At 70.3% G+C, this 25,837-nt stretch carries 23 protein-coding genes and 1 pseudogene; 6 read left to right on the forward strand and 18 right to left on the reverse strand.

The features are described 5' to 3' along the window. The first annotated feature begins 98 nt into the window (after positions 1–98). The 3 genes from OCJ37_RS15660 to lpxH all read left to right on the forward strand — a co-directional run bounded on the left by OCJ37_RS15660 (position 99) and on the right by lpxH (position 2,596). On the forward strand, positions 99–1,229 hold the full coding sequence (locus tag OCJ37_RS15660) for a glycosyltransferase family 4 protein (RefSeq protein WP_263110645.1): 1,131 nt from the start codon (positions 99–101) through the stop codon (positions 1,227–1,229). Beyond that, on the forward strand, positions 1,213–1,740 hold the full coding sequence (locus OCJ37_RS15665; protein WP_263110646.1) for a phosphatase PAP2 family protein: 528 nt from the start codon (positions 1,213–1,215) through the stop codon (positions 1,738–1,740). The genes OCJ37_RS15660 and OCJ37_RS15665 overlap by 17 nt, the downstream gene beginning before the upstream one ends. 118 nt (positions 1,741–1,858) lie before the next feature. Continuing rightward, on the forward strand, positions 1,859–2,596 hold the full coding sequence (gene lpxH, locus OCJ37_RS15670; protein WP_263110647.1) for a UDP-2,3-diacylglucosamine diphosphatase: 738 nt from the start codon (positions 1,859–1,861) through the stop codon (positions 2,594–2,596). A 37-nt stretch (positions 2,597–2,633) separates the two neighbouring features. Here lpxH and OCJ37_RS15675 read toward each other — a convergent pair whose 3' ends face one another. From OCJ37_RS15675 to OCJ37_RS15715, 9 genes are all read right to left on the reverse strand, one after another. Next, positions 2,634–3,152: a hypothetical protein gene (locus OCJ37_RS15675; RefSeq protein WP_263110648.1), complete on the reverse strand. Its 519-nt coding sequence runs from the start codon at positions 3,150–3,152 to the stop codon at positions 2,634–2,636. A gap of 161 nt (positions 3,153–3,313) precedes the next feature. Beyond that, complete coding sequence (locus OCJ37_RS15680; protein ID WP_263110649.1) at positions 3,314–4,561, reverse strand: zinc-dependent metalloprotease; 1,248 nt, start codon at positions 4,559–4,561, stop codon at positions 3,314–3,316. A gap of 330 nt (positions 4,562–4,891) precedes the next feature. Then, entirely contained in the window at positions 4,892–5,713 is an 822-nt protein-coding gene (locus tag OCJ37_RS15685; protein WP_263110651.1) for a ferritin-like domain-containing protein, read from the reverse strand. A 22-nt stretch (positions 5,714–5,735) separates the two neighbouring features. Continuing rightward, positions 5,736–7,202 (reverse strand): amidophosphoribosyltransferase, encoded by a 1,467-nt coding sequence (purF, locus tag OCJ37_RS15690; RefSeq protein ID WP_263110652.1) that lies wholly within the window; start codon positions 7,200–7,202, stop codon positions 5,736–5,738. A gap of 28 nt (positions 7,203–7,230) precedes the next feature. Next, positions 7,231–7,983: a CvpA family protein gene (locus OCJ37_RS15695; RefSeq protein WP_263110653.1), complete on the reverse strand. Its 753-nt coding sequence runs from the start codon at positions 7,981–7,983 to the stop codon at positions 7,231–7,233. A 100-nt stretch (positions 7,984–8,083) separates the two neighbouring features. Then, a complete protein-coding gene (locus OCJ37_RS15700) occupies positions 8,084–9,115 on the reverse strand; it encodes an SPOR domain-containing protein (protein WP_263110655.1) in 1,032 nt (343 codons plus the stop codon). Positions 9,116–9,184: 69 nt separating this feature from the next. Beyond that, positions 9,185–10,444 (reverse strand): bifunctional tetrahydrofolate synthase/dihydrofolate synthase, encoded by a 1,260-nt coding sequence (gene folC / locus OCJ37_RS15705; RefSeq protein ID WP_263110656.1) that lies wholly within the window; start codon positions 10,442–10,444, stop codon positions 9,185–9,187. A 369-nt stretch (positions 10,445–10,813) separates the two neighbouring features. Then, positions 10,814–11,458 carry a histidine phosphatase family protein gene (locus tag OCJ37_RS15710; RefSeq protein WP_263110657.1) on the reverse strand — a complete coding sequence of 215 codons (645 nt, stop codon included), beginning with the start codon at positions 11,456–11,458 and terminating at the stop codon, positions 10,814–10,816. 179 nt (positions 11,459–11,637) lie between these two features. Continuing rightward, the gene (locus OCJ37_RS15715; RefSeq protein WP_263110658.1) at positions 11,638–13,791 is read right to left on the reverse strand and encodes a S46 family peptidase; all 2,154 of its coding nucleotides are present in this window, start codon (positions 13,789–13,791) and stop codon (positions 11,638–11,640) included. Positions 13,792–13,953: 162 nt separating this feature from the next. On the opposite strand from OCJ37_RS15715, the gene tdh reads away from it, so the two are divergent. Then, positions 13,954–14,985: an L-threonine 3-dehydrogenase gene (tdh, locus tag OCJ37_RS15720; RefSeq protein WP_263110659.1), complete on the forward strand. Its 1,032-nt coding sequence runs from the start codon at positions 13,954–13,956 to the stop codon at positions 14,983–14,985. Positions 14,986–15,106: 121 nt separating this feature from the next. Here tdh and OCJ37_RS15725 read toward each other — a convergent pair whose 3' ends face one another. The 5 genes from OCJ37_RS15725 to OCJ37_RS15745 all read right to left on the reverse strand — a co-directional run bounded on the left by OCJ37_RS15725 (position 15,107) and on the right by OCJ37_RS15745 (position 20,077). Further along, positions 15,107–15,814, reverse strand: a complete 708-nt coding sequence (locus tag OCJ37_RS15725) for a TorF family putative porin (RefSeq protein ID WP_263110660.1) — start codon at positions 15,812–15,814, stop codon at positions 15,107–15,109. A 349-nt stretch (positions 15,815–16,163) separates the two neighbouring features. Beyond that, positions 16,164–17,207, reverse strand: coding sequence for a sulfate/molybdate ABC transporter ATP-binding protein (locus tag OCJ37_RS15730; protein WP_263110661.1), 1,044 nt, complete (start codon positions 17,205–17,207; stop codon positions 16,164–16,166). A gap of 7 nt (positions 17,208–17,214) precedes the next feature. Further along, positions 17,215–18,174 carry a sulfate ABC transporter permease subunit CysW gene (cysW, locus tag OCJ37_RS15735; RefSeq protein ID WP_263110662.1) on the reverse strand — a complete coding sequence of 320 codons (960 nt, stop codon included), beginning with the start codon at positions 18,172–18,174 and terminating at the stop codon, positions 17,215–17,217. A gap of 1 nt (position 18,175) precedes the next feature. After that, positions 18,176–19,036, reverse strand: a complete 861-nt coding sequence (gene cysT / locus OCJ37_RS15740; protein ID WP_263110664.1) for a sulfate ABC transporter permease subunit CysT — start codon at positions 19,034–19,036, stop codon at positions 18,176–18,178. A gap of 18 nt (positions 19,037–19,054) precedes the next feature. Then, entirely contained in the window at positions 19,055–20,077 is a 1,023-nt protein-coding gene (locus OCJ37_RS15745; protein ID WP_263110665.1) for a sulfate ABC transporter substrate-binding protein, read from the reverse strand. 200 nt (positions 20,078–20,277) lie between these two features. Here OCJ37_RS15745 and kbl point away from each other — a divergent pair, with 200 nt between their 5' ends. Then, a complete protein-coding gene (kbl, locus tag OCJ37_RS15750; RefSeq protein ID WP_263110666.1) occupies positions 20,278–21,480 on the forward strand; it encodes a glycine C-acetyltransferase in 1,203 nt (400 codons plus the stop codon). 2 nt (positions 21,481–21,482) lie between these two features. Next, a pseudogene (locus OCJ37_RS15755) lies at positions 21,483–21,876 on the forward strand (HNH endonuclease). Here OCJ37_RS15755 and OCJ37_RS15760 read toward each other — a convergent pair. From OCJ37_RS15760 to OCJ37_RS15775, 4 genes are all read right to left on the reverse strand, one after another. Further along, positions 21,827–22,555, reverse strand: a complete 729-nt coding sequence (locus tag OCJ37_RS15760) for a pseudouridine synthase (RefSeq protein ID WP_263113706.1) — start codon at positions 22,553–22,555, stop codon at positions 21,827–21,829. The pseudogene OCJ37_RS15755 and the gene OCJ37_RS15760 overlap by 50 nt on opposite strands. A 151-nt stretch (positions 22,556–22,706) precedes the next feature. Beyond that, the gene (locus OCJ37_RS15765) at positions 22,707–23,210 is read right to left on the reverse strand and encodes a hypothetical protein (protein ID WP_263110667.1); all 504 of its coding nucleotides are present in this window, start codon (positions 23,208–23,210) and stop codon (positions 22,707–22,709) included. 295 nt (positions 23,211–23,505) lie between these two features. Then, positions 23,506–24,612, reverse strand: a complete 1,107-nt coding sequence (locus tag OCJ37_RS15770; protein ID WP_263110668.1) for an OmpA family protein — start codon at positions 24,610–24,612, stop codon at positions 23,506–23,508. Positions 24,613–24,891: 279 nt separating this feature from the next. Further along, positions 24,892–25,803 carry a LysR family transcriptional regulator gene (locus tag OCJ37_RS15775; RefSeq protein WP_263113707.1) on the reverse strand — a complete coding sequence of 304 codons (912 nt, stop codon included), beginning with the start codon at positions 25,801–25,803 and terminating at the stop codon, positions 24,892–24,894. Positions 25,804–25,837: the final 34 nt, after the last annotated feature.

Below are 25,837 nucleotides of genomic sequence, written 5' to 3' on the forward strand. Positions count from 1 at the left end.
CGGCTAAATGGCCTGGGCCGGCGTCATCATTCCTACATGCTCCGGACATGTTCGCTTCACCGCTGCGCGCGAAGCTTTGGCAAACCGGAGCCTGAAGCATGCGCTACGCGATCGTCACCGAAACGTACCCCCCCGAGGTCAACGGTGTCGCGCTGACCGTGCAGGGGCTGGAACTGGGATTGCGCGCGCTCGGCCACCAGGTCGACGTGGTGCGCCCGCGCCAGGTCGGCGACCATGCCGACGATGCGCACCTGGTGCGCGGCGCGGCGCTGCCGCGCTATCCCGGCCTGAAGTTCGGCCTGCCGGCGCCGCGGCGCCTGGCCCGGCTGTGGCAGGCCGCGCCGCCGGACGCGGTCTACATCGCCACCGAGGGCCCGCTCGGCTGGTCGGCGCTGCGCACCGCGCGGCGCCTGGGCATCCCGATCGCCACCGGCTTCCACACCCGCTTCGACGAATACCTGCCGCAGTACGGCGCCGCCTGGCTGCAGTCGACCGCGCTGCGCTGGATGCGGCGCTTCCACAACCAGGCCGACGCGACCCTGGTGCCGACCCGCGAACTGCTCGGGTTCCTCGCTGGGCAGGGCTTCGAGCGCGTGCGCCTGCTGGCGCGCGCGGTGGACGCCCGCCAGTTCGAACCGCAGCGCCGCGACGCGCAGCTGCGCCGCGAATGGGGCCTGGGCGAGGACGGCTGCGCGGCCCTGTACGTCGGCCGCATCGCCTCGGAGAAGAATCTGCCGCTGGCGGTGCGCGCGTTCCGCCAGCTGCAGCAGGTGCGGCCGGACGCGCGCTTCGTGTGGGTCGGCGACGGCCCGATGCGCGAGCGCCTGGCGCAGGAGAATCCCGACTTCATCTTCTGCGGCGTGCAGCGCGGCGACGCGCTGGCGCGGCACTTCGCCAGCGGCGACCTGTTCCTGTTCCCCAGCCGCAGCGAGACCTTCGGCAACGTGACCCTGGAAGCGATGGCCAGCGGCGTGGCCACGGTGGCCTTCGACTACGGCGCGGCGCGCGAATACCTGCGCGACGGCGTCAACGGCGCGGCGGTGGCCGACGACGAAGGCTTCGTCGCCGCGGCGCTGCGCCTGGCCGGCGACGACGCGCTGCGCCGGCGCCTGGGCGAGGCCGCCTGCGCGACCATGCAGCAGCTGCGCCCGGAACGGGTGGTGGCCGATTTCGATGCGCTACTCGGCGAACTGGCGTCCGCCAGGAGGACACATGTCAACGCGGCTTGAGATCTTGCGCGGGCACGAGGCCCGTTGGTGCCGGCAGGCCAACCACTGGTGCCGGCGGCGTTCGGTGCGGCGCTTCTTCGCGATGATCAGCCGGCTCGGCGACGGCGTGTTCTGGTATGCGCTGATGACCCTGCTGGTGGTCTGCGACGGCATGGACGGGGTGTTCGCGTCCGCGCACATGTCCGCCACCGGGGTGGTCGCGCTGAGCCTGTACAAGGGCCTCAAGCGCTGGACCCGGCGCCCGCGCCCCTACGCCGCCGACCTGCGCATCCGCGCCTGGGTGGCGCCGCTGGATGAGTTCAGCTTCCCGTCCGGGCACACCCTGCACGCGGTGTCCTTCGGCATCGTCGCGCTGGCGTACTACCCGTGGCTGGCGCCGCTGCTGATTCCGTTCATCGCCTGCGTGGCGCTGTCGCGGGTGGTGCTGGGCCTGCACTATCCCAGCGACGTGCTCGCCGCCACCGGTATCGGCGCGCTGCTGGCCGGGGTGTCGCTGTGGCTGGTCTTGTAGCCGGGATTGGGGATTGGGGATTGGGGATTGGCAACAGCGATCGTGCCAAGGCGTCCGCTCCCGCTTCTACGAATCCCCAATCCCCAATCCCCATTCCCGGCTCCATTACAATGCGTCAATGACGACGCTGTTCATCTCCGACCTGCACCTGGATCCGGCCCGGCCGGCGATCACCGACCTGTTCCTGGGCTTCCTGCGCGGCGAAGCGCGTGGCGCCGAGGCGCTGTACATCCTCGGCGACCTGTTCGAGGCCTGGATCGGCGACGACACGCCGTCGGAGGCGGCCGATGCGGTGGCGCTCGAGCTGCGCGCGCTGGGCGATGCCGGCGTACCGGTGTCCTTCATGCACGGCAACCGCGATTTCCTGCTCGGCGCCGACTACGCGCGCCGCGCCGGCATGCGCCTGCTGCCCGACCCATGCGTGATCGACCTGTACGGCGAGCCCACGCTGCTGCTGCACGGCGACCTGCTGTGCACCGACGACACCGCCTACCAGGCGTTCCGCGCGCAGACCCGCGACCCGGCGTTCCAGCAGCAGTTCCTGGCGCAGCCGCTGGCCGCGCGCATCGCCTATGCGCAGCAGGCGCGCGCCGCCAGCCAGGCGCGGCAGGCGCAGATGAAACAAGGCGACCAGGCGCAGTTCGAGACCGTCACCGACGTGGCGCCGGCCGAGGTCGTGGCCAGCTTCGCGCGCTACGGCGTGGCGCGGATGATCCACGGCCATACCCATCGCCCCGCGGTGCATGCGCTGGAAGTGAACGGCCGCGCCTGCACCCGCATCGTGCTCGGCGACTGGTACGAACAGGGCTCGGTGCTGCGGGTGGACGCGCAGGGCTGCCGGCTGCAGCAGCTGTAAGCGGCAGCGGGGAAGCGCGCGGGCGAAGCGTCGCGGCTTACAGCATGCCGCCGGCGCTGCCGCGCGCACGCTGCGCATAGCCGACGAAATCGCCCTCGGCGACGTCGTACCACAGGATCGCGCCGGAGCGTTCGACCCGGTAGCGGTCGCGCACCGGCGCGGTCTGCGGGTCCCCCGGACAGCCGTCGCCATGCTTCTCGCGCACCGCGAATTCGATCGCGGCGGCGTCGGTCGCAGCGGATGCGGTTGCCGCAGGCGCCGCCTGCGGTGCCTCGGCGGTGTCCGCGGGCTCTGCGTCGGTTTCGGCGTCGTACTGCAGGCACTGCGCGTCGGCATAGACATGGTCGGCCGCCAAGCGCGTCTCCAGCATGTCCAGCGCGCGGGCTTCGTCGAACGCCGCCGCCGGCGCATTGCCCGCAACGGGTGCAGCGGCCGGTGCCGCCGCGGTCGCCGGCGCCTGCGCTGGCGCGGCGGGCGGGTCCGCCGCCGGACCGCAGCCCAGGCTCACGATCGCCAGCGCCAAGGCGGCTGGCACGCCGATGCTCTTCAACTGCATTGCCGATTCCAGGAGAGGTGAACGGTGCACGCCCGGCGCTGCCGGAGGCGTCGTCGCGCAGCATAGCCGAAGGCCGGACGCCGCGGCGTCCGGCCACCTGGACCGGCCATCGAATGTCCCGTGCAGGCCTGGCCGGCCTGCACGGAAGGGGACGCCCAGACTCAGCGGAACGCGGCGACCGTCGCCTTGGTGTTGACCAGCACGCGCTGGTTGTCGGCGCTGCTGGCATTGCCCATCGGCACGCCGCCGTAGGAAATGTTCGGGTTGGACCAGTAGTTCAGGCGCGGGCAGCTGACCGCGCAGTTGTAGGCCATGATCGTGCGCCAGTTGTTGCCGTAGCGGTAGCCATGGCCGTAGGCGTACGGCGAGGTGCTGGGGTCGGTGGCGATGTCGTGGCGCGCGCTCTGCAGGTGGCCGATCTCGTGGGCGAAGCTGTAGTAGCCGGTGGCGCAGTCCCAGTACACCGCGGCGAACGCGGTGGCCGCGGTCGAGCCGATGCCCGAGGCCAGACCGCAGTAGCTGGCGTTGTCGATGATCAGCACGCCGACGTCGGCGGCCACGCTGTTGCGCGTGGTGTGGATGCTGTCCATGTAGCCGTCGCTGGTGCCGCGGAAGCGGCTCAGGTCGGTGGTGAAATCGCCCGACTCGGCATAGCTGGTGGTCTGGTAGCCGGCCAGCACCATGTTGATGCCGACGTTGCTGTTGACGTAGCCCTGGTTGGACTCGGCGACCGCCAGCTGCACCAGCGACTGCATGTTGCCGCCGTAGCTGGTGACCGCCTGGTTGGTGGCCACCACCAGCACGCGGATGGTCGCGGTCGGGCCGGCGGAGGGGGACGCGATGGTCGCGCGGTCGTCGTCGACCACGGCCTGCGGCATGCGGATGGTCGGCAGCAGCGCGTACTCGGCCGGATGCTCGGCCGGCATGCGGCTTTCGTCGACCTCGACCAGCACGTGGCCGCCGCCGGCGATCGGGCGCAGGTGGAACAGGGTGCCGTTGCTGCGGATGCTGCCGGTGATGGTGTCGCCGCTGCGCACCAGGATCGCCGAGTTCAGCGGATCCAGGCCGGAGCGCGCGCGCGCCTTGGCCGCGGCGGCGTTGCCCAGGTTGCCGTACCAGATGCTGTTGCCGCCTTCCAGCTGCTCGGTCTTCAGTTGCGTGGCGGTGATGCGCTGGCCCAGCAGGTCCAGCTCCAGCTGCGCCTGCGTGGCATCGACCGCGGCGGCGTCCACGCGCACGCTCTGCACCGCGCCGGTGGCGGGATTGGCCAGCACGCGGCTCAACGCCGGCTCGCCGGGAATGGCCTTGGAAATGTACTGGCTGCTCTGGAACAGGGGTTTTCCGGCCGCGGAGGCGGAACCGGCGACACACAGGGCAAGCATCGCGGTGAGGCAGCAGATCGGCTTCATGTCGTACTCCCAGGGTGGTGAGAAGAGACGGCGCGGCGTCCCTCGCGCTGTCGGCGTCAGGCGCAGCGCTTGGGGGATTCCGATTAGCCGCTCGGCCGCGAGGCAGTGCAAGCGACAAATGCGCGGCGTTTCCACTCAGAGATAGCCATTCCAGAAGGCGTCGTGATCGCCATCAACGCGAACGCCGCCGCGGTTCGCGGGTCCGACTGCGGCATGGACGTCGCTTCATCGCGCAGCGACCGCGCAGGCGCCGCCCGCACGCGATGCCGTGCGCGACGACCCGCGCAGCGGCGCACGCCGCTGCGTCGCCGTCGCCGCGGCGTGGGCGCGTCAGCCGGCCTGGTGCTGCAAGGCCAGCAGCTCGTCCTCGTCGAAGCCGGCCAGCAGCCGCGCCGGCAGGTTGAACGGGCCGTGCAGATAGCCGCCGGCGTATTCGCGCAGCAGCTCGGCGAACCGCGCGCGCGGCTCGATGTCGGCGCGTTCGCAGTACCAGCGGTACCAGCGCGAACCGGCGGCGACATGCGCCACTTCCTCGCGCAGGATCAATTCCAGTATCTCGGCGGTGGCCTCGTCGCCGAGCGCGCGCAGCTTGACGATCATCCCCGGGGTCACGTCCAGTCCGCGCGCCTCCAGCACGCGCGGCACCAGCGCCATGCGCGCCAGGCCGTCGTGCGCGGTCTTCTCGCACATCTCCCACAGCCCGTTGTGCGCGGCGAAATCGCCGTAGTCGTGGCCCAGCGCGCGCAGGCGGTCGCGCAGCAGCACGAAATGGCGCGACTCGTCGGCGGCCACCGCCACCCAGTCGGCATGGAACGCCTCGGGCAGCCCGCGGAAACGGTAGACCGCGTCCCAGGCCAGGTCGATCGCATTGAGTTCGATGTGCGCGATCGCATGGATGAACGCCGCGCGGCCTTCGGCGCTGCCGAGCCCGCGCCGCGGCAGTTCGCGCGGATGCACCAGCACCGGCCGCGGCGGGCGCCCCGGCATGCGGATCGGTTCGGGGTCGCCGGGATCGGCCGGCACGCGCAGCTCGCCGGCGGCGAACGCGGCGGCGTAGCGCTGGGTCAGCGCGACCTTGTCCTCGGGCGCGCTGGCGGCCAGGCACAACCGCGCGGCTTGCAGCAGATCCCCGCCGGCATCAGCGTCCTGCATCTTTGCGCCGCGCAGCGCCGCCTCAGGCGCGGCGCTTCTTCTTCGCTTCGTCCGAGCGCAACTGCAGGATGCGCTCGAAGTAGCCGGGCTCGATGCCGGTGGTGTACTCGCCGTTGAAGCACGAGGAATCGAAGGTCTTCAGTTCCGGGTTGCCCTCGCGCACCGCGGTCTCCAGGTCTTCCAGGTCCTGGTAGATCAGCCAGTCGCAACCCAGGAACTCCTGGATCTCCTGCTCGCTGCGGCCATGCGCGACCAGCTCGTCGGCGGCCGGCATGTCGATGCCGTAGATGTTCGGGTAGCGCACCGGCGGCGCGGCGCTGGCCAGGTAAACCTTGCGCGCGCCGGCCTCGCGCGCCATCTGCACGATCTGGCGGCTGGTGGTGCCGCGCACGATCGAATCGTCGACCAGCAGCACCACGCGGTTGCGGAATTCCAGGTGGATCGGGTTGAGCTTGCGGCGCACCGACTTCACCCGCTCGCCCTGCCCCGGCATGATGAAGGTGCGGCCGACGTAGCGGTTCTTGACGAAGCCCTCGCGGTACTTCACCCCGAGCACGTTGGACATCTCCAGCGCGGCGTCGCGCGAGGTGTCCGGGATCGGGATGATGGTGTCGATGTCGTGGTCCGGGCGCAGGCGCAGGATCTTCTCGCCCAGCTTCATGCCCATGCGCATGCGCGCCTTGTGCACCGAGACGTTGTCGATCATCGAGTCAGGGCGCGCGAAGTACACGTACTCGAAGATGCACGGGGTGTGGTCGGTCGGCGAGGCGCAGACCTCGGAGAACAGCTCGCCGCGGCCGGTGATGACCAGCGCCTCGCCTGGGCGCACGTCGCGCAGGCGGGTGAAGCCGAGGATGTCCAGCGCCGACGACTCGGAGGCGACGATGTACTCGTCGCCTTCCGCGCTCTCGCGCTTGCCCAGCACCAGCGGGCGGATGCCGTGCGGGTCGCGGAACGCCACCAGGCCCAGGCCCAGCACCACGCTGACCACCGCGTAGCCGCCCTTGCAGCGGCGGTGCACGCCGGCCACCGCGCGGATCGCCGCTTCCGGGGTCAGCATGCGCTGCGCGTCCAGCTCGTAGGCGAACACGTTCAGCAGCACTTCGCTGTCCGAATCGGTGTTGATGTTGCGGCGGTCGGCCTCGAACACCTGCTGCCGCAGCGCCTCGGTGTTGATCAGGTTGCCGTTGTGCGCCAGCGCGATGCCGTAGGGCGAATTGACGTAGAACGGCTGCGCCTCGTCCATGCCTTCCGAGCCGGCGGTGGGGTAGCGGCAGTGGGCGATGCCGACCCGGCCCTCCAGCACGCCCATGCGCTTCTCGTCGAAGACGTCGCGGACCAGGCCGTTGGCCTTCTGCACGCGCAGGCGGGTGCCATCGGCGGTGGCGATGCCTGCGGCATCCTGCCCGCGGTGCTGCAGCACGGCCAGGCCGTCATACAGTTGCGCAGCGACATTCTGGTTGCCGACGATTCCGACGATGCCACACATTTGAGCGCTCTCCGCGGCGATTGCGCCGCTATTGGGAAGGTGGCCGTGCCTGGCCGTTGGATTCGACCCGTGCCGGGTCGTTTGTTGCCGGACGCGCCTGCGCCGGATCGATGTTCGCAGGCAGGACCTGCGCCGGATCGCCACCGGGCTGCGCGGATCGGGCACCCGGACGCCCCAGGGCCTTGGACATCACGTCCTGCAGGCCGCTGGCCGACAGGGCATCGCCCAGGGCGCCATTATCGCCTGCCGCGGGCAACTTGCCCAAATCCATCTGCTGCATGTTCATCTGCGACATGTTCAGCTGCGGCATCTGCGGCATGCGCCAGTCCGGCAACTGCGCGCGCATCCAGTGCACGCCGGGGTTCAGCACCGGCAGCACCACCGACTGGCGCCAGGCCGGCTCGCGGGTCAGCGGGGTGAAACTCATCAGCAGCACCAGCACCGCGGCGAAGAACCCGCCGCGCAACGTGCCCAGGCCGAAGCCCAGCGCGCGGTCGGTGCCGGACAGCGCGGTGGCGCGCACCGCGCTGCGGATCACCATGCCGGTGATGCCGACCACCGCCATCGTCACCACGAAGGTCAGCGCATAGCCGCCCAGGTAGTAGGTCATGCTCGGGCGCGCGCCGTCGGCCAGCCAGCGCCCGGCATCGCCGCCGAACTGGAAGGTGGCCCAGCCGGACAGCAGCCACGACAGCGTGCCGACCACGATGCCGACGAAGCCGCGCAGGGCGCCGAGCAGCGCCGAGAGCAGGATCACCGCCAGCAGCACCATGTCGATCATGCGCGCCTCCTGCGGCCAGGCCGCCGCACCGTGGCGACGGCGACGCGCCGCGCTTCCCTTCCCTGGTACATGCTTGCGACTCCGCGGGCCGGGGCCCGGTTCAAGGGTGTGGACGTACCATACCGCTGATGCCGACCTTGGCCGCGACCTGCGCGCGCAGCTGCTCGGCTTCGGCGCGATTGGCGACAGGGCCGACCCGCACCCGGTTCAGCGCGCCCTTGTCGGTGCGCACCTGTTCGACGAAGGCGCTGAAGCCGGCGGCGCGGACCTTGTCGCGCATCGCGTTGGCGTCCTCGGCCTTGCCGAAGGCGCCCAGCTGCACGGCGAAGCCGGTGCCGGCCGCGGCCGGTGCGGCCGGCACGCTCGGCGCGGGCTTGGCCGCGGCCACCGGGGCCGGCGCCGGCTTGGCCGGCTCGGGCTTGGCGGGTTCGGGCTTGGGCGCCGCGGCGACCGGCGGCTTGGCCGCGGGCACCGGCTTGGCCGGTTCCGGCGGCAGGGCCTCGGTCTTGACCGGCGCGGCGGTCGCGGCCGGCGCCGCGGCGGCCACCGAACTTGCGCTCGGCGCGTCCAGGGTCACTACCTGCGCGTTGACGTCGTTGCGCACCTTCACCGCCTGCAGGCGTACCGATTCGGCCTGGGCCCGGTCGGCATACGGGCCGATCCGCACCCGCCAGGCCTGGCGCCCGCCGATCGTGGCCGCCTCGCGGAAGCCCGGCAGCTGCGCCTGCTTGAGCCGCGCGATCACCGCATCGGCGTCGGCCGGGGTCGAATAGGCGCCGAAATTGACCGCGTAGTTGCCGGCCGCCGCGGTCGGCGGCAGCGGCTGCGCGGCGCTGCTGGCGGCCGGCGCGGCCAGGTCGGCGGCATCGGGGTTGTCCTGCACCGGCGCCGGCGCCGCGGCCGGCGCGCTGGCCATGCCCACGGCGCCGCCGCTGGGCGCGTCGCCCGGCGTCACCAGCGGCAGCTCGCGGGTCTGGAACTGGCCGTCGGCCGGCGCGTCCGGGGCCTTCAGCGGGACATTGGCGACGCCGCTGTCGGGCGCGGGGCCCTTGACCAGCATCGGCAGGAAGATCACGGCGAGCGCCACCAGGACGAGGGCGCCAATCAGTCGCTGTTTCAGGACGGTATCCACGGAAAGCTTGAGGGGGCGGCATGGCGGAGTGCCGCCGCGATTATAAGGTCGGGCCGGCGGCGGGCGGGGTCAGCCGGCTGAATGCAGCCAGTGCAAGGCGTCGGCCGCGGTGTGGAACGAGCCGAAGACCAGCACCCGGTCGCCCGGCCGCGCCTGCGCCAGGGCCTGCTGCAGCGCCTGCGCCACGCTGTCGGCGACCATGCCGACGGCCGCGTCGGTGCCGGCCAGGCGCGCCTGCAGCTGCGCGCCGCTCTGCCCGCGCGGGCCGGGCAGCCCGGCCAGATGCCAGGCGGCGACCTGCCCGGCCAGCGCCTGCACCACGCCGGCCGCGTCCTTGTCGGCCAGCGCGGCGAACACCGCGCGGGTGCTGCCGGCGCACGGCGTCGCCTGCAGCGCCGCGGCCAGCTCGCGCGCGGCCTGCGGGTTGTGGCCGACGTCGACCAGCAATTCCACCCCGTCGCGCGCGAACGGCTGCAGGCGCCCGCGCAGCCGCGCCGCGGCGATGCCCTCGGCGTAGGCGGTGCGCGGCAAGGCCTTGCGCAGCGCGCGCAGCGCGGCGATGGCGGTGGCGGCATTGGCGCGCTGCACCGGCGCGCGCAGCTGCGGCCACGGCAGCTCCAGTTCGGTGCCGACGTCGCGCCAGCGCCACTGCTCGGCGTCGATCGGCTCGTGGAAGAAATCGCTGCCGGCGCGGATCGCGTTGGCGCCGATCGCATAGGCGCGGCGCAGCACGCTCGACGGCGGATCGATCTCCCCCAGCACCAGCGGCTTCCACGGCCGCGCGATGCCGGCCTTCTCCGCGCCGATCGCCTCGCGGTCGGTGCCCAGCCAGTCGGTGTGGTCGATGTCGACGGTGGTGATCACCGCCACGTCGGCGTCGATCAGGTTCACCGCGTCCAGGCGCCCGCCCAGCCCCACTTCCAGCACCGCCAGGTCCAGCCCGGCCTGCTCGAACAGCCACAGCGCCGCCAGCGTGCCGTACTCGAAATAGGTCAGCGGCGTATCGCCGCGCGCGGCGTCCACCGCTTCGAAGCCCGCCACCAGTTGCGCATCGCTGGCCTCTTCGCCGCCGATGCGCACGCGCTCGTTGTAGCGCAGCAGGTGCGGCGAGGTGTAGCTGCCCACCGTCCAGCCGCCGGCACGCGCGATCGCCTCGACGAAGGCCACGGTCGAGCCCTTGCCGTTGGTGCCGCCGACGGTGATGACTTTCTTCGCCGGCCGGGTCAGGCGCATGCGCTCGGCCACCGCGCGCACGCGCTCCAGGCCCATCGCGATGTCCTGCGGGTGTTGCTGCTCGATGTAGGCGAGCCATTCGTGGAGGGTTTTCATCTGTGTATTTCCAGCCTTTCGATGAGGTGTGTTCCGATCACACGCCTCGAAGAAGCAAAGCTTTCGCGCTGACGCGCGAGTCACTTTTCTTTGCTTGTGCAAAGAAAAGTAACCAAAAGAAAGCACACCCGGGCGCCGCGCCCTCCGCGCTTCGCGCTCCGGGTTCGCACTTGGCCTGGGCATTTTTCGAAGGCACATCCTTGTGCCATCGAAAAACGGCGCGCATCGTGCGCGCCGCCCCTTCGGGGTTTTCGCCCAGACCAAGTGCCGCGGCTCACGGGACCCGAGAAGCAAAAGCAAAGAAGCAAAGCAACACCATGCACGAGGCTGGACTCGGAACTGCAATCCAGATCGCGGATTTCGTCGTACCTACAGCGCCCGGTGCTTGGCCTCGCCGAAGAACGGCGTGTGGTGCGCGCAGTCGTTCAGGCGCACCACTTCCAGGTGTTCCACGTCCGGGCCTTCGAGCAGGTTCAGCGTGGTCGGCGCCTGGCGGAAGCTCCACAGCTTGGCGATCGGCAGGCCCAGCACCCGGCACAGGATCACCCGGTTGACCGCGTCGTGCGCCACCACCAGCAAGGTGTCGTCCTCGCCCAGGCCCTCGGCGGCGCGGGTCAGGCCGCGCCAGGAACGGTCCAGCACCTGGCGCAGCGATTCGCCGCCCGGCATCAGCACCGTGTCCGGCTCCTCGCGCCAGGCGCGCAGCCGCGCCGGATCCTTGTCGTTGATCTCGCTGGCGAGCAGGCCTTCCCATTCGCCGTGGGCGATTTCCTGCAGGTCCGGATCGGTCAGCAGCATCGCTTCGCGTTGCGCGCCCAGCGCGTAGCGGGCCGTGCTCTGCGCGCGCGACAGCGGCGAGGCCACCGCGCGGGTCAGCGGTACCTCGCGCAAGCGTGCGCCCAGCGCCTGCGCCTGCGCTTCGCCGACTGGCGACAACGCGATGTCGATCTGGCCCTGGTAGCGGCCTTCGGCGTTCCACGGGGTTTCGCCGTGGCGAGCGAGCAGGATGCGCATGCGCTGGAATTCCGTTGGGGGAGAGGTCCGTCTCGCGAACGAAAACGGAGCGGCATGATACCTGCTCCGTCGCCGGAAACCCCCGAACCGCATCCCGCTCCGCGACCGCCATCGCCGCCGTTTAGCGGCGGGCAGGCCGCGCGGTGGCGGCGACCGCACGCCGCCGCCCTGCCCTGCGCCTACTGCTTCAGGTTCAGCTCTTTCAGCAGCCGCGGCGACGGCGCCACTTCCTGCATGATCCAGTGCAGGTAGCGCGCATCGACCGCGATCATCCGGGTCATCGCCGGGTCGAACACCCAGTTGGAGCTCACCGACTCCCAGTTGCCGTCGAACGCCAGGCCGACCAGCTTGCCCTGCGCGTCGAGCACCGGCGAACCGGAGTTGCCGCCGGTGATGTCCAGGTCGGACAGGAAGTTGACCGGCACCGAGCCCAGCCGCTTGTCCTCCAGTCCGCCGTAGCGCTTGGCCTTGGCCGCGTCGAGCAGGGCCTTGGGCGAATCGAACGGATCGGCACCGGTGTCCTTGGCCAGCACGCCTTCGAGCGTGGTGAACGGGGTGTAGGCCACGCCGTCCTTGGGCGCGTAGCCCTTGACGTTGCCGAAGGTGATGCGCAGCGAGGAGTTGGCGTCCGGGTACACCGACTCGCCCTGGCTCTTCTTGTAGTCGGCCAGCGCCTGCAGGTAACGCGGACGCGCCAGCAGTTCCTCGCCCTCGCGGCGCTTTTCCTCGCGCTCGATCTGCAGCAGCGCCGGCATCAGCGCGACCGCGTAGCGCAGCGCCGGATCGTCGCTGGATTCGAACGCGGCGCGATCGGCGCGCAGCCACTTCAGGCGTTCCTCGGTGCTGCCCAGCCCGGTGCCGGCCAGGCGCGCCGCGGCGGCCTGCGCGTCGGCGCCGGCCAGCCACTGGTCCAGGGCGGGCAGGCGCTGCGCCTTCGGCAGCTTCAGGTACTGGTCGAACCAGTAGCGCTGCAGTTGCCCGTCCATCGACGCGACGTAGCGGCGCTCCATCTGCTTCAGCGCGCCCTCGATCTCCGGCAGGTCGCGCTCCTGGTAGCCGGGCTCGCGCTCGGCATCGGGCTTGGCGCGCTCGATCGCCAGGCGGTACAGCGACACCGCGCTGCCGAGCACGCCGGTGCGGCGCAGCTGGCGCAGCACCAGGTCGCGGTCGCGGGTGGCCTTGGCCTGCTCGCCCAGCGTCAGCAGCTGCGCATGCGCCTGCAGCGCCGCCTTGCCGTCGCGGCCCTGGCGCTTGAGCCAGGCCAGCACCGCGCGTTCCTCGGCCTGCTTCTGCGCGGCCGCGTCGATGCGCTTGAAACCCTCCAGTTGCCCTTCGTAGTTCTTGGCGACGTTGTTCCAGCTGGCCACCGTCGCCGCGTACTTCACCTGGATGTCCGGGTCCTGCTTGCCGGCCTGCTGCACCAGCGCGATCACGTCGCGATACTGGCGCGCGGCGGTCGGATAGGCCCAGTTGGCGGTGGCGTCGAATTCGGAGGCCAATGCGTAGCGGTTGGTGCGGCCCGGATAGCCGGCCACCATCACGAAGTCGCCGGCGCCCAGCGGCTGGTCGGCGAACTTGAGGAAATGCCTGGGCTGGTACGGCACGTTGTCCTTGGCGTAGGCGGCCGGCTTGCCATCCTTGCCGACATAGGCGCGGTAGAACGAGAAATCGCCGGTGTGGCGCGGCCACATCCAGTTGTCGACGTCGCCGCCGAACTTGCCGATCCCCGACGGCGGCGCGTACGCCAGGCGCACGTCGCGGATCTCCAGGGTGCGGAACAGGCGGTAGGTGTTGCCACCGGAGAAGCTGTACAGCTCGCAGCGGTAGCCGGCCTCGGCTTCGCAGGCCGCGACCTGGGCCTTGTCGAAGGCCTCCAGCGCCTGCGTGCGCTTGAGCGCGTCGGTGCCGGCGGCGGCCATCGCCGCCCTGGCCTGCCCGGTGACGTCGGTGATGCGGTCGAGCACGTAGATGCGCGCGTTCGGCCCGGCGCTGAGCTCGGCGCCGTTGCTGGCCGCGCTGAAGCCGTCGCGGATCAGGTTCTTCTGCGGCGTGGAGTTGAGCTGGATCGCGCCGTAGGCGCAGTGGTGATTGGTCACCACCAGGCCTTGCGGGGACACGAAGCTGGCGGTGCAGCCGCCCAGCGACACCACCGCGCCCATCGGATCGCCGGTCAGGTCGGCCAGCTGCTGCGGCGACAGCTTCAGGCCGGCCTGCTGCAACGGGCCGGCGATCTCCGGCAATTGCTGCGGCACCCACATGCCTTCGCCGGCACGGGCGGCCGGGGCACAGGCCAGGGTAGCGACAACGGCGACAGCCAACAGGTTCGAGCGCATCGAGTGGATTCCTTCGCGACTAACGTTAGACAGACGTTAGATTGTAACAAATGCAACCGGCGCCGCGGCCGTGACCAACGGCACCCCGCCCGCGCCGCAACATTGGCGCGCCTGCGGGCGGCTTATACTTCGCGCCCTCTCAACCCCGAGTCTTGCACCGCCATGGCGCAAACAATGAAGGCGCTGGTCAAGCGCGACGCAGCCAAGGGCATCTGGCTGGAACAGGTGCCGGTGCCGGTGCCCGGCCCCAACGAAGTGCTGATCAAGCTGGAGAAGACCGCGATCTGCGGCACCGACCTGCACATCTACCTGTGGGACGAATGGAGCCAGCGCACGATCAAGCCCGGCCTGACCATCGGCCACGAGTTCGTCGGCCGCATCGCCGAGCTCGGCTCGGCGGTCAGCGGCTATCAGGTCGGCCAGCGCGTGTCGGCCGAAGGCCACATCGTCTGCGGCCATTGCCGCAACTGCCGCGGCGGCCGCCCGCACCTGTGCCCGAACACGGTCGGCATCGGCGTCAACGTCAACGGCGCCTTCGCCGAGTACATGGTGATGCCGGCTTCCAACCTGTGGCCGATCCCGGACCAGATCCCGTCCGAGCTGGCCGCCTTCTTCGACCCGTACGGCAACGCCGCGCATTGCGCGCTGGAATTCGACGTGATCGGCGAGGACGTGCTGATCACCGGCGCCGGCCCGATCGGCATCATCGCCGCCGGCATCTGCAAGCACATCGGCGCGCGAAACGTGGTGGTCACCGACGTCAACGACTTCCGCCTCAAGCTCGCCGCCGACATGGGCGCCACCCGCGTGGTCAACGTCGCCAACCAGTCGCTCAAGGACGTGATGGCCGACCTGCACATGGAAGGCTTCGACGTGGGCCTGGAGATGAGCGGCAACCCGCGCGCGTTCAACGACATGCTCGACTGCATGTACCACGGCGGCAAGATCGCCATGCTCGGCATCATGCCGCGCGGCGCCGGCGCCGACTGGGACAAGATCATCTTCAAGGGCCTGACCGTGCAGGGCATCTACGGCCGCAAGATGTACGAGACCTGGTACAAGATGACCCAGCTGGTGCTGTCCGGCTTCCCGCTCGGCAAGGTGCTCACCCACCAGCTGACCATCGACGAATTCCAGAAGGGCTTCGACCTGATGGAGGAAGGCAAGGCCGGCAAGGTGGTACTGAGCTGGTGATGCCTGGCGCGGCGGCGATGTCGCCGCCTCGCCGCCCGGGTCTGCGTCGTCGTCCTGGCCATCGCACAAAAAAGAAGGGCGCCATGGGCGCCCTTCTTCGTTCGCGACGATGCGGTGCGGATCAGAACGCGATCGTGCCCGACACCACGACGCGGTGGTCGGCCAGCTTCTCGCCGAAGTTCTGGTTGCCCTTGTCGTCGGTGTCGTAGTAGCCCACGCTCAGCGCCAGCGGGCCGAGCGCCTTGCCGACGCTGACGCTGTAGTCGGTGTAGTCCTGGTAATCGACCAGCGCGCTGGCATAGGTGGTGCGGCCGACGTGCGCGCCGATGGTGAAGTCGTGCGGCAGGGTCCAGTTCCCGTCCAGCGCGTAGTAGAAGCTGTCCTCGTCCAGGCCGTAGACGTCGTCGGTGTAGGCGACGGTCAGCGCGTAGGTGTCCAGGAACTTGGTCTTGGTGATCAGCTCGTTGTAGTTGGAACCGCCTGCGCCGGGGTAGCCGTAGCGGTTGAGCATCACGTCGAAGTTCCAGTTCTCGGCGAAGTCGACGTTGTAGCCGATGAAGCCGTCCACTTCCCAGTCCGGATCGCCTTCGCCGAAATCGACGTTGGAGCCCCAGGTGCCGACGTACAGGCCGAACGGCGAGGTGTAGGTGAGGCCGGCCTGGAACGCGACGCCTTCGTCGGTCTGCGAGACGCCGCGGAACACGTAGTCGCTGACCACGCCGTAGGAACCGGTGATCGGCGAGGCAGGCGCCTCGTCCTGGGCCAGGGCACTCAGCGGGGAGGCGGCCAGCACCACGGCCAGGGCGACACCAAGCTTGATCTTGTTCACCGGTCATTCTCCTGCGGTTTGTCGAGGGGTGGTTCCAGCGCCTTGCCCCTGCACTGGCTTCACACTTTTTTAACCGCTTTTTTCTTGCAGTGCAACACTTTCAAGACAAACCAGTCATTGCAGGCCCGGCGCCGGCGTGCGTGAGGTCAAAGCTTGTCTACGTCATGCCCCACGCTCGGCGCTGGCCAGACCTGCCGGCAACTGCTCCCTGTAGGAGCGACTTCAGTCGCGACAGGGCCTTTCCCGGGAGAGCCCCGTCGCGGCCGAAGTCGCTCCCACAACCAGCCGCTTGGCGACAAACTCGGTCGAAAACGCGCAAGCGCCGCTGCCCCGCGGATCCGGACGGATCCTAGCCGCGCTGCGCGAACAGGCCGAAGCGGCGCGCGCTCAGCTGCAGCACCTGGCCCGGCGCATAGCGCGCCGTGCCCTCGCCGGCCGGCAGTTCCACTTCCACTTCGTCCTGGCCGTGCGCCAGTTGCGCGCGCAGGCGCAGGCGCGAGCCGCTGCGCTGCGAGGACAGCACCGTCGCCGCCCAGCCGCTGTCGCCGGGGGCCAGGTCCTCCGGGCGCACGTACAGGTCGACCGGGCCGCTGGACAAGGGCGTGTCCGGCGCCGGCAGCGCCAGCCCGGCGACCTGCAGCTGGCCGTCGTGCAGCTGCGCCGGCAGCCGGTTGACCGCGCCGACGAAGCCGTACACGAACGGCGACACCGGGCGGTCGTAGACATCGGCCGGGCTGCCGAGCTGCTCGATGCGCCCGCGGTTGAGGATCGCCACGCGGTCGGCCAGTTCCAGCGCCTCTTCCTGGTCGTGGGTGACGAACACGGTGGTCAGCCCGGTGCGGTCGTGCAGTTCGCGCAGCCAGCGCCGCAGGTCGCGCCGCACCTGCGCGTCGAGCGCGCCGAACGGTTCGTCCAGCAGCAGCACGCGCGGCTCGATCGCCAGCGCGCGGGCCAGCGCCACGCGCTGGCGCTGGCCGCCGGACAGCTGCGTGGGATAGCGCGATTCCAGCCCGTCGAGCTGCACCAGCGCCAGCAACTCGCTGACCCGTTCGCGGATCCGCGGCTCGGCCAGGCGCTCGGCGCCGCGGCGCACGCGCAGGCCGAAGGCGATGTTGTCGCGCACGTTCATGTGCCGGAACAGCGCGTAGTGCTGGAACACGAAGCCGACCCGGCGCGACTGCACCGGCAGGCCGGTCGCGTCCTCGCCGTCGATCAGCACGCGCCCGGCGTCGGCGTGTTCGAGCCCGGCAATGACCCGCAGCAGCGTGGTCTTGCCCGAGCCCGACGGCCCGAGCAGCGCCAGCAGCTCGCCCTGGTGGATGTCCAGGCTGACGTCGTCGAGCGCGACGAACGCGTCGAATCGCTTGCCCAGGTGCTGTACGCGGATGGTCATCGCAACCTCAGTGTCGGTGATTGGCGGCCAGCGATTCGCCGTGGCGCCATTCCAGGTAGGACTTCAGCGCCAACGTCAGCAGCGCGGTCAGCGCCAGCAGGCTGGCGCAGGCGAACGCGGCGCTGTAGGCGTATTCGTTGTAGAGGATTTCCACATGCAGCGGCAGCGTGTTGGTGCGGCCGCGGATGTGCCCGGACACCACCGACACCGCGCCGAACTCGCCCATCGCCCGCGCACTGCACAGCAGCACGCCGTACAGCAGGCCCCAGCGGATGTTGGGCATGGTCACCCGCCAGAACATCTGCCAGCCGCTGGCGCCCAGGCTCAGCGCCGCCAGTTCCTCGTCGCTGCCCTGCTGCTCCATCAGCGGCATCAGCTCGCGGGCGATGAACGGGAAGGTGACGAAGGTCGTCGCCAGCACGATGCCGGGCAGCGCGAACACGATCCGCGGCAGCTGCAGCAGCACCTCGCCGAACACCGGCAGGTGCAGCCGCCAGCCCTCGTCGATCAACGGCCAGGCCCAACCGTTGCGGCCGAAGATCAGGATGAAGACCAGGCCGGCGACCACCGGCGACACCGAGAACGGCAGGTCGATCAGGCTCACCAGCAGGCGCTTGCCGGGAAAGCGGTGCTTGCTCACCGCCCACGCCGCGGCCACGCCGAACACCAGGTTCAACGGCACCACGATCGCGGTCACCAGCAGGGTCAGGCGGATCGCGGCCAGCGCATCGGGATCGGACACCGCCCGCCAGAACACGCCCAGCCCGCCGCGCAACGCTTCGACGAACACCAGCAGCAGCGGCAGGAACAGGAACGCCAGCAGGAAGCCCAACGCGCCGAGGATCAGCAGCGCCTGCACCCACCACGGCTCGGTGGTGACCGACGCGGCGCGGCGGCGGACGGGCGGCGATGCGCTCAACGCATTCTCCGAAAACGGCAGGGTCAACGTGGACACGGTATCGCTCATCTCAGTGCGCCGCCAGGCCGCGCCGCGCGAACCGCGCCTGCACGCCGTTGACCAGCAACAGCATCAGCAACGACAGCAGCAGCATCGCCGCGGCGATCGCGGTGGCGCCGGCATAGTCGAACTCCTCCAGGCGGATGGTGATCAGCAGCGGCGCGATCTCGGTGGCGTTGGGCAGGTTGCCGGCGATGAAGATCACCGAGCCGTACTCGCCGACGCCGCGCGCGAAGGCCAGCGCGAAGCCGGTCAGCACCGCCGGCCACAGCCCCGGCAATACCACGCGGCGGATGGTCTGCCAGCGACCGGCGCCGAGCGTGGCCGCGGCCTCTTCCAGTTCGCGCTCGGCCTCGGCCAGCACCGGCTGCACGATCCGCACCACGAACGGCAGGCCGACGAACACCAGCGCCACCACGATGCCGAGCTGGGTGTAGGCGATCTTCAGCCCCAACGGTTCCAGCCAGCGGCCGACCCAGCCGTTGCCGCCGTACAGCGCGGTCAGCGCGATGCCGGCCACCGCGGTCGGCAGCGCGAACGGCAGGTCGATCATCGCGTCGAACAGGCGCTTGCCGGGGAAGCGGTAGCGCACGAACACCCAGGCCACCCAGGTGCCCATCACCGCGTTGAACGCGGCGGCGGCGAACGCGGTGCCGAAGCTGACCCGCAGCGCCGACAGCACCCGCGGTTCGCTCCACACCTGCCACACCCCGTGCCAGCCCAGGCCGCTGGTCTTGAGCACCACGCCCAGCAGCGGGATCAGCACCACCAGCCCCAGCCAGGCCAGGGTGATCCCCAGGCTCAGGCCGAGCCCGGGGATCACCCTGCGCCGCGAGCGGGGGCGTGCGACCGCGGCGGCGTTCACTGCCATGCGTTCACTGCCATTGCGTCACTTGCTCGCCTGGATCTGGTCGAACAGGCCGCCATCGTTGAAATGCTCGGCCTGGGCCTTGGCCCAGGACCCGAACTGCTGGTCGATGGTCACCAGCTGCACCTTCGGCAGGCGTGCGACGTCGGCGCGGTCGGCGTACTCGGGGTGGCGCGGGCGGTAGTAGTGCCTGGCCGCGATCTTCTGCCCTTCCGGCGAGTACAGGTACTTCAGGTACTCCTCGGCGACGGCGCGGGTGCCGTGCTTGTCCACGTTCTTGTCGACCACCGCCACCGACGGCTCGGCCAGGATCGACAGCTTCGGCACCACGATCTCGAACTTGTCCTTGCCCAGTTCCTCCTGGGCCAGGAACGCCTCGTTCTCCCAGGCCAGCAGCACGTCGCCGATGCCGCGCTGGACGAAGGTGGTGGTGGCGCCGCGCGCGCCGGTGTCCAGCACCGGCACGTTGCGGAACAGCGCGCGCATGTAGCCGAGGATGCGCTCGCGGTCGCCCTTGAAGATGTGGTCGGCGTAGGCCCAGGCGGCCAGGTAGTTCCAGCGCGCGCCGCCGGAGGTCTTCGGGTTCGGGGTGATCACCGACACGCCGGTGCGCAGCAGGTCCGGCCAGTCCTTGATCTTCTTCGGATTGCCCTTGCGCACCAGGAACACGATGGTGGAGGTGTACGGCGCGCTGTTGTCGGGCAGGCGCTTGGCCCAGCCCGGATCGATCAGCTTGCCCTTCTCGGCGATCGCGTCCACGTCGTAGGCCAGCGCCAGCGTCACCACGTCGGCCTCGACCCCGTCGATGACCGAGCGCGCCTGCTTGCCGGAGCCGCCGTGGGAGGTCTCCACGGTGACCTTGTCGCCGCCGTGGGTCTGCTCCCAGTGCTTGGCGAAGGCCGCGTTGTAGTCGCGGTACAGCTCGCGCGTGGGATCGTAGGACACGTTGAGCAACTGCACGTCGCGCGCGGCAGCGCTGCCGGCGAACGCGCACAGCGCGAGCGCGAGCAGCGGGCTGAATCGGCGCGGCAGGAGGCTGGGCATGGGCGGATCTCCGGAGTGAGGGGCGGGCGACGCAGGCGGTCCGGCCGCGCGCGTCGCGGCCAGTGCGCCATGCTGCGCAGCCGCATTGGCGCGGTGAAATGACTTCGCCGCCGATGCTTATGCCATTTGTGCATGACGCCCGCCGACCTTCGCACACGCCGCGTTAAAATCTTCGCTTCTTTCCCCTGCGCGTGCCCGTCATGACCGATTCCAGCCTTACCCAGCACTACGCCGACGAACTGGACGCGATCCGCGCGCAGGGCCTGTTCAAGTCCGAACGCATCATCGTCGGCCCGCAATCGGCCGAGATCGCCCTGGCCGGCGGCCGCACGGTGCTGAACTTCTGCGCCAACAACTACTTGGGCCTGGCCGACCACCCGGAGCTGATCCAGGCGGCCAAGGACGCGCTGGACAGCCACGGCTTCGGCATGGCCTCGGTGCGCTTCATCTGCGGCACCCAGGACCTGCACAAGCAGCTGGAAGCGCAGATCGCCGCGTTCTTCGGCACCGAGGACACCATCCTCTACGCCGCCTGCTTCGACGCCAACGGCGGGCTGTTCGAACCGCTGCTCGGCGAGGCCGACGCGATCATCTCCGACGCGCTCAACCACGCCTCGATCATCGACGGCGTGCGCCTGTGCAAGGCCAAGCGCTTCCGCTACGCCAACTGCGACATGGCCGACCTGGAGGCGCAGCTGCAGGCCGCCGACGCGGCCGGCTGCAAGACCAAGCTGATCACCAGCGACGGCGTGTTCTCGATGGACGGCTTCATCGCCCCGCTGGACCAGATCACCGCGCTGGCGAAGAAGTACAACGCGCTGGTGCACATCGACGAATGCCACGCCACCGGCTTCCTCGGCGCGACCGGCCGCGGCTCGGCCGAGGTCAAGGGAGTGATGGACCGGATCGACATCTTCACCGGCACCCTGGGCAAGGCCATGGGCGGCGCGCTGGGCGGCTTCACCACCGGCCGCCGCGAGGTGATCGAACTGCTGCGCCAGCGCTCGCGCCCGTACCTGTTCTCCAACTCGCTGCCGCCGCACGTGGTCGCCGCCGGGATCAAGGCGTTCGCGATGCTGGACGCGGCCGGCGAGCTGCGCGCGCAGCTGGCTGAGAACACCGCCTACTTCCGCGAGCGCATGGCCGCGGCCGGCTTCGACATCAAGCCCGGCACCCACCCGATCTGCCCGGTGATGCTGTACGACGCGCCGCTGGCGCAGCGCTTCGCCGAGCGGCTGCTGGAGGAAGGCATCTACGCGATCGGCTTCTTCTTCCCGGTGGTGCCCAAGGGGCAGGCGCGGATCCGCACCCAGATCAGCGCCGCGCACACCCGCGCGCAGCTGGACCGGGCGATCGACGCGTTCGTGCGCATCGGCCGCGAGTTGAACGTCATCCCCGCCTGAGCATGCGCGCGGCGCTGCGCCAACGGCTGTTGCTGGCGGCGCAGACCGACGCGCAGGCGCAGGCGGTGGACGGCGCCTGGGAGACGCGCTGCCTGCATTGCCGCCGGCGCCTGCGCCTGCGCGCCGACGGCGAACCGCTGGGCCACAGCACGCTGGAACACGTGGTGCCGCAGGCCTGGTTCGGCCGCCGCGCCGCGGCCGCGCTGTGCGAGCTGACCGGCGGCGAACCGAACGCGGCGCGCAACCTCGCCCTGGCCTGCGCCGGCTGCAACCACGCCAAGGGCCGCCGCCACGACGCGCGCGGCCCGCAGGATGCGCGCGCTGAGCGAGGTGGTCGCCACCCTGCTCAGCGCGCGGCTGGCGCGCTGGCGTCCGCCGCCGGCGCCAGCGCCCTGACTTCGTCGGCACTGAGTTCGCGCCAGCCGCCCTTGCCCAGTTCGCCCAATACCAGTGGACCGATCGCCACGCGCACCAGGCGCAGCACACCCAGGCCCAGCGCCTCGAGCAGGCGCCGGATCTGCCGGTTGCGGCCCTCGTCCAGTACCACTTCCAGCCAGGCGTGCCTGTCGCCCTGGCGCAGCAGCCGCGCCTGCCTGGCGCGCAGCGGCTCGCCGTCGACCACCACGCCGGCGCACATGCGCGCGAGCAGCGCCGCGTCCGGCACGGCATCGACCTGCACGTGGTAGGTCTTGTCCGGGCCGCTGGCCGGGTCGGTGACCCGCGCCGCCCACTGCGGATCGTTGCAGAACAGCAGCAGCCCTTCGCTGGCCTTGTCCAGGCGCCCGACCGGGGCCAGCCAGGGCAGCCCGGCGCCATCGAAACAGCGGTAGACGGTGTCGCGGCCGCGCTCGTCCTGCGCGGTGGTGACCAGGCCGCGCGGCTTGTTGAGCATCAGGTAGATGCGCCGGCTCGCGGCCAGCGGCACGCCGTCCAGCGCCAGCCGGTGGCGGCCGCGCAGGATCGGGAATTCGGGATCGGTGACGGTGCGCCCGTCGACCGCGACGCGGCCGGCGGCGATCCAGCGCGCGGCCTCGGTGCGCGAGCACAGGCCGAGCTTGGACAAGGTGCGCGCCAGGCCGTGGCGGGCCTCGCCGGCAGCGGCGCCGCGCGGTCTCGGCGCGGCACTGACCGCAGACGCCGCGGGACGCGGCGCCGGGCGGCGGGAACGCGGAGGCTTCACCGCTCGCGCTTCGTGCGCAGGCGCGGCCGGCGACCGCGCGCCGCGCTTACTGCTTGTCGGCCGGCTTGGCCGCGTCGGGCGCCGCCACGGCAGGCACCGCCGCTGCGGCCGGACGCGCCTTGACCACGCGCACGCCGCGCGCCTTCATCCAGGCGTCGAATTCCTCGGCGGTCATGCGCTTGCCGTTCTGGCTCATGTCGAACCGCCAGGGCGTGTTGTCGAACGCGGTGGTCGGCTTGTAGGCGGCCGGGTCGTTCGGCTTCACCGCGCCGCCGGCGGGGATCGCGTTGGCCAGGCTCTGGCAGCCCTCGGCACGCAGGCGCAGCAGCACGCGGTCCAGCGACTGGTCGCTGCTGTAGCCCTGCGCCAGCACGCCGCTGGGCATGCCCAGCTGCAGGTTGCGCGTGGACAGCTCGGAGGCGACCGGCGCACCGACCGTGGCGGGCAACGGCAGCGGCTTGGGCAGAACGTCGCCGGAACAATCCGGTGCGGCATGGGCGGCAGGAATCAGCGCCAGGCCAAGCAGGCCGGCCGTAACGATACGCAGCATCGGTTTTTTTCCATTCAGGCGAGACGACGCCGCGAGTGTAGGCAGGGCCCGGCGCAGTTTCAACCAATACCGGCACTGCATACGCTAAATAACTGGGGAGGCTGAAAAAGTTCAGCTTGGTGGGCGCTGTTCGGTGTTTCAGCCATGCGACCCTGCAGGAGCGGCTTCAGCCGCGACCGGGCTTTTCCCGGTCGCGGCTGAAGCCGCTCCTGCAGAGGCAGCGCGGCGTTCCCGCACCCCACAAAGGCAAAGCCCGGCGCGAGGCCGGGCTTTGCTTGAGACATGAAGCGTCCGATCAGTTCTGGACGTTCAGCTCGGTACGACGGTTCTTCGCACGGCCTTCCGGATTGTCCGAACCATCCGGGTTGGTGTTCGGCGCGATCGGGCGGCTCTCGCCGTAGCCGATCGGACCGACCAGACGCGAAGCGTCCACGCCGTTCTTGGTCAGGTAGTCGTACACCGCAGTCGCGCGACGCTCCGACAGCTTCTGGTTGTAGGCGTCGGTACCCTTCGAGTCGGTGTGACCGGCGACCTCGACCTTCAGGTCGGGGTAACGCTTCAGGATCTCGGTGGCCTCGCTCAGGATCGCGATCGCGTCCGGACGCAGGGTCGACTTGTTGAAGTCGAAGTTCACGCCCTTCAGGTCGATCGACACCGGCACCGGGCAACCGTCCGGACCGATGGTCTGGCCAGGCTGCGAAGCCGGGCACTTGTCGTCGCAGTTGTTGACGCCGTCGCCGTCGTCATCCATGTCCGCGCAGCTCGGGGCAGCGGTCGGAGCCGGAGCGGCAACCGGAGCCGACGGCGGCGGGCCGAGCGGGATCACGACGCCGACCGAGGCCAGCACGTCGCCGAACCAGTCCTTGTCTTCGCCGGCCAGGGCCGGGTTGATGCTCTGGTCGTCGAAGTCAGCGCGGTAGGCCACTTCGGCACGCACGGCAACGCGCTTGTCGAAGGTGGTCTGCAGGCCGACGCCGGCCTTGGCGGCGAAGTTGCCGTCCTTGCGCTGGCCCGGGGACACGGCGGCGCCGGTGTCGAACTCTTCTTCCGAGCGCTGGTAGCCCAGGCCGAACAGCAGGTACGGGTTCCAGCCGCGGCCTTCCTGGATGAAGTGGCGACGCAGGTCGAACGAGATGCCGTACTGGCTCCAGTTCAGGTCCTGGTTGTCGTCGAAGTTCGGGTTCTGATAGTTCAGCTCACCGTCGATCGACCAGTTGGGGCTGACGAACTTGCCCAGGCCCAGGGTGACGAACGGGGCATCGTTGGTGCCGCGATCATTGTTCTGGAAGTTGAAACCAGCCGAACCGGTCAGGTACCAGCGGTCGTCGAATTCCTGTGCGGACGCTGCCTGGGCGACGGCCAGACCGCCCAGCAACGCGGCGGTGAGAATTTTCTTGTTCATTAATACAGCTCCTTGTTTCGGGGATATAGAAACCGATAGGGCATGGTTCAGTTACAGATGTCTCGTCACATCCAGACGGCCGTTTCCGCACGCCATCGCCGCGCACATTATGCTCGGCATGGTGAAGACGGCGTTAACAGGCGCGTAACATGTGAAACCCATGACCAGACCCTCAGCGGCCGTGGATACACCGTATACAGCTTCATGAAATGATGCAATGCGGTGCTTCGGCGGCTGTCTGCGCCTGTAGACAGTACGCCGGCGTGTCGTTCCGGTATCTCAGCCCGGGCGCTCCCAGGGCGGCGGGTCGGCCAGCTGAACCTGCATGAACTCGACGAAGGCGCGCACCCGCGGCGGCACCAGCCGGCGCTGCGGCATCACCGCGTAGATGCCGGTCTCGGCGATCGCGTACTGCGGCAGCACCTGGCGCAGGCGCCCGCGGCGCAGGTCCTCGGCCACGTGCCACACCGAGTGCAGGGCGATGCCCTGGCCGTTCAGCGCCGCATCGCGCAGCACCTCGCCGAAGTTGGACTCCAGCGGACCGCGCACCCGGACCGCCACCTCGCCCTCGGCGCCGTGCAGGCGCCAGGTGTCCTGGCGGCCCTCGGCGCCGGTCAGCAGCAGGCAGGCGTGCGTGGCCAGGTCCGCCGCGGTCGCCGGTTCGCCGTGGCGGCGCAGGTAGTCGGGAGACGCGCACAGCAGGCGGCGGTTGCCGGCCAGGCGCCGCGCCACCAGGCTGGAATCGCGCAGCGCGCCGATCCGGATCGCCAGGTCGAAGCCTTCGCTGACTAGGTCGACCACGTTGTCGCTCAGGTGCACGCTCAGCCGCACCTGCGGGTGCAGGGCCATGAACTGCGGCAGCAGCGGCGACACGTACTGGCGCCCGAACGAGGCCGACATCGTCACCCGCAAGGTGCCGGCGGCGGCGTGGCCGGCGGCGCGCAGGCCGCCGGCCAGCGACTCCAGGTCCTCGACCAGCGCGCGCCCCTGCTCGGCCAGCTGCAGTCCTTCGGGCGTGGGATGCAGGCGCCGCGTGGTCCGGTGCAGCAGGCGCACGCCGAGGTCGCGCTCCAGCCGCTTCAGGCGCTGGCTGGCGACCGCCACCGACAGGTCCAGGCTGCGCGCGGCGGCGCTGATCGAGCCCAGGTCGAGCACGCGCAGGAACAGGGCGATGTCGCCGATCCGGTCCACTTTATCGATTCCGTTGAAAGTCACTCAACATATT

Origin of the sequence: Xanthomonas sp. AM6 (assembly GCF_025665335.1) — a bacterium.
Taxonomy (GTDB): Bacteria; Pseudomonadota; Gammaproteobacteria; order Xanthomonadales; family Xanthomonadaceae; genus Xanthomonas_A.

Coding starts and splice junctions, on each gene's coding strand:
- tdh (WP_263110659.1), top strand. CDS start 13,954: ATGGCGCAAACAATGAAGGCGCTGGTCAAGCGCGACGCAGCCAAGGGC.
- purF (WP_263110652.1), bottom strand. CDS start 7,202: ATGTGTGGCATCGTCGGAATCGTCGGCAACCAGAATGTCGCTGCGCAA.
- OCJ37_RS15715 (WP_263110658.1), bottom strand. CDS start 13,791: ATGCGCTCGAACCTGTTGGCTGTCGCCGTTGTCGCTACCCTGGCCTGT.
- kbl (WP_263110666.1), top strand. CDS start 20,278: ATGACCGATTCCAGCCTTACCCAGCACTACGCCGACGAACTGGACGCG.
- OCJ37_RS15710 (WP_263110657.1), bottom strand. CDS start 11,458: ATGCGCATCCTGCTCGCTCGCCACGGCGAAACCCCGTGGAACGCCGAA.
- OCJ37_RS15675 (WP_263110648.1), bottom strand. CDS start 3,152: ATGCAGTTGAAGAGCATCGGCGTGCCAGCCGCCTTGGCGCTGGCGATC.
- lpxH (WP_263110647.1), top strand. CDS start 1,859: ATGACGACGCTGTTCATCTCCGACCTGCACCTGGATCCGGCCCGGCCG.
- OCJ37_RS15730 (WP_263110661.1), bottom strand. CDS start 17,207: ATGACCATCCGCGTACAGCACCTGGGCAAGCGATTCGACGCGTTCGTC.
- OCJ37_RS15770 (WP_263110668.1), bottom strand. CDS start 24,612: ATGAACAAGAAAATTCTCACCGCCGCGTTGCTGGGCGGTCTGGCCGTC.
- cysT (WP_263110664.1), bottom strand. CDS start 19,036: ATGGCAGTGAACGCCGCCGCGGTCGCACGCCCCCGCTCGCGGCGCAGG.
- OCJ37_RS15680 (WP_263110649.1), bottom strand. CDS start 4,561: ATGAAGCCGATCTGCTGCCTCACCGCGATGCTTGCCCTGTGTGTCGCC.
- OCJ37_RS15660 (WP_263110645.1), top strand. CDS start 99: ATGCGCTACGCGATCGTCACCGAAACGTACCCCCCCGAGGTCAACGGT.
- OCJ37_RS15765 (WP_263110667.1), bottom strand. CDS start 23,210: ATGCTGCGTATCGTTACGGCCGGCCTGCTTGGCCTGGCGCTGATTCCT.
- folC (WP_263110656.1), bottom strand. CDS start 10,444: ATGAAAACCCTCCACGAATGGCTCGCCTACATCGAGCAGCAACACCCG.
- cysW (WP_263110662.1), bottom strand. CDS start 18,174: ATGAGCGATACCGTGTCCACGTTGACCCTGCCGTTTTCGGAGAATGCG.
- OCJ37_RS15665 (WP_263110646.1), top strand. CDS start 1,213: ATGTCAACGCGGCTTGAGATCTTGCGCGGGCACGAGGCCCGTTGGTGC.
- OCJ37_RS15695 (WP_263110653.1), bottom strand. CDS start 7,983: ATGATCGACATGGTGCTGCTGGCGGTGATCCTGCTCTCGGCGCTGCTC.
- OCJ37_RS15685 (WP_263110651.1), bottom strand. CDS start 5,713: ATGCAGGACGCTGATGCCGGCGGGGATCTGCTGCAAGCCGCGCGGTTG.
- OCJ37_RS15745 (WP_263110665.1), bottom strand. CDS start 20,077: ATGCCCAGCCTCCTGCCGCGCCGATTCAGCCCGCTGCTCGCGCTCGCG.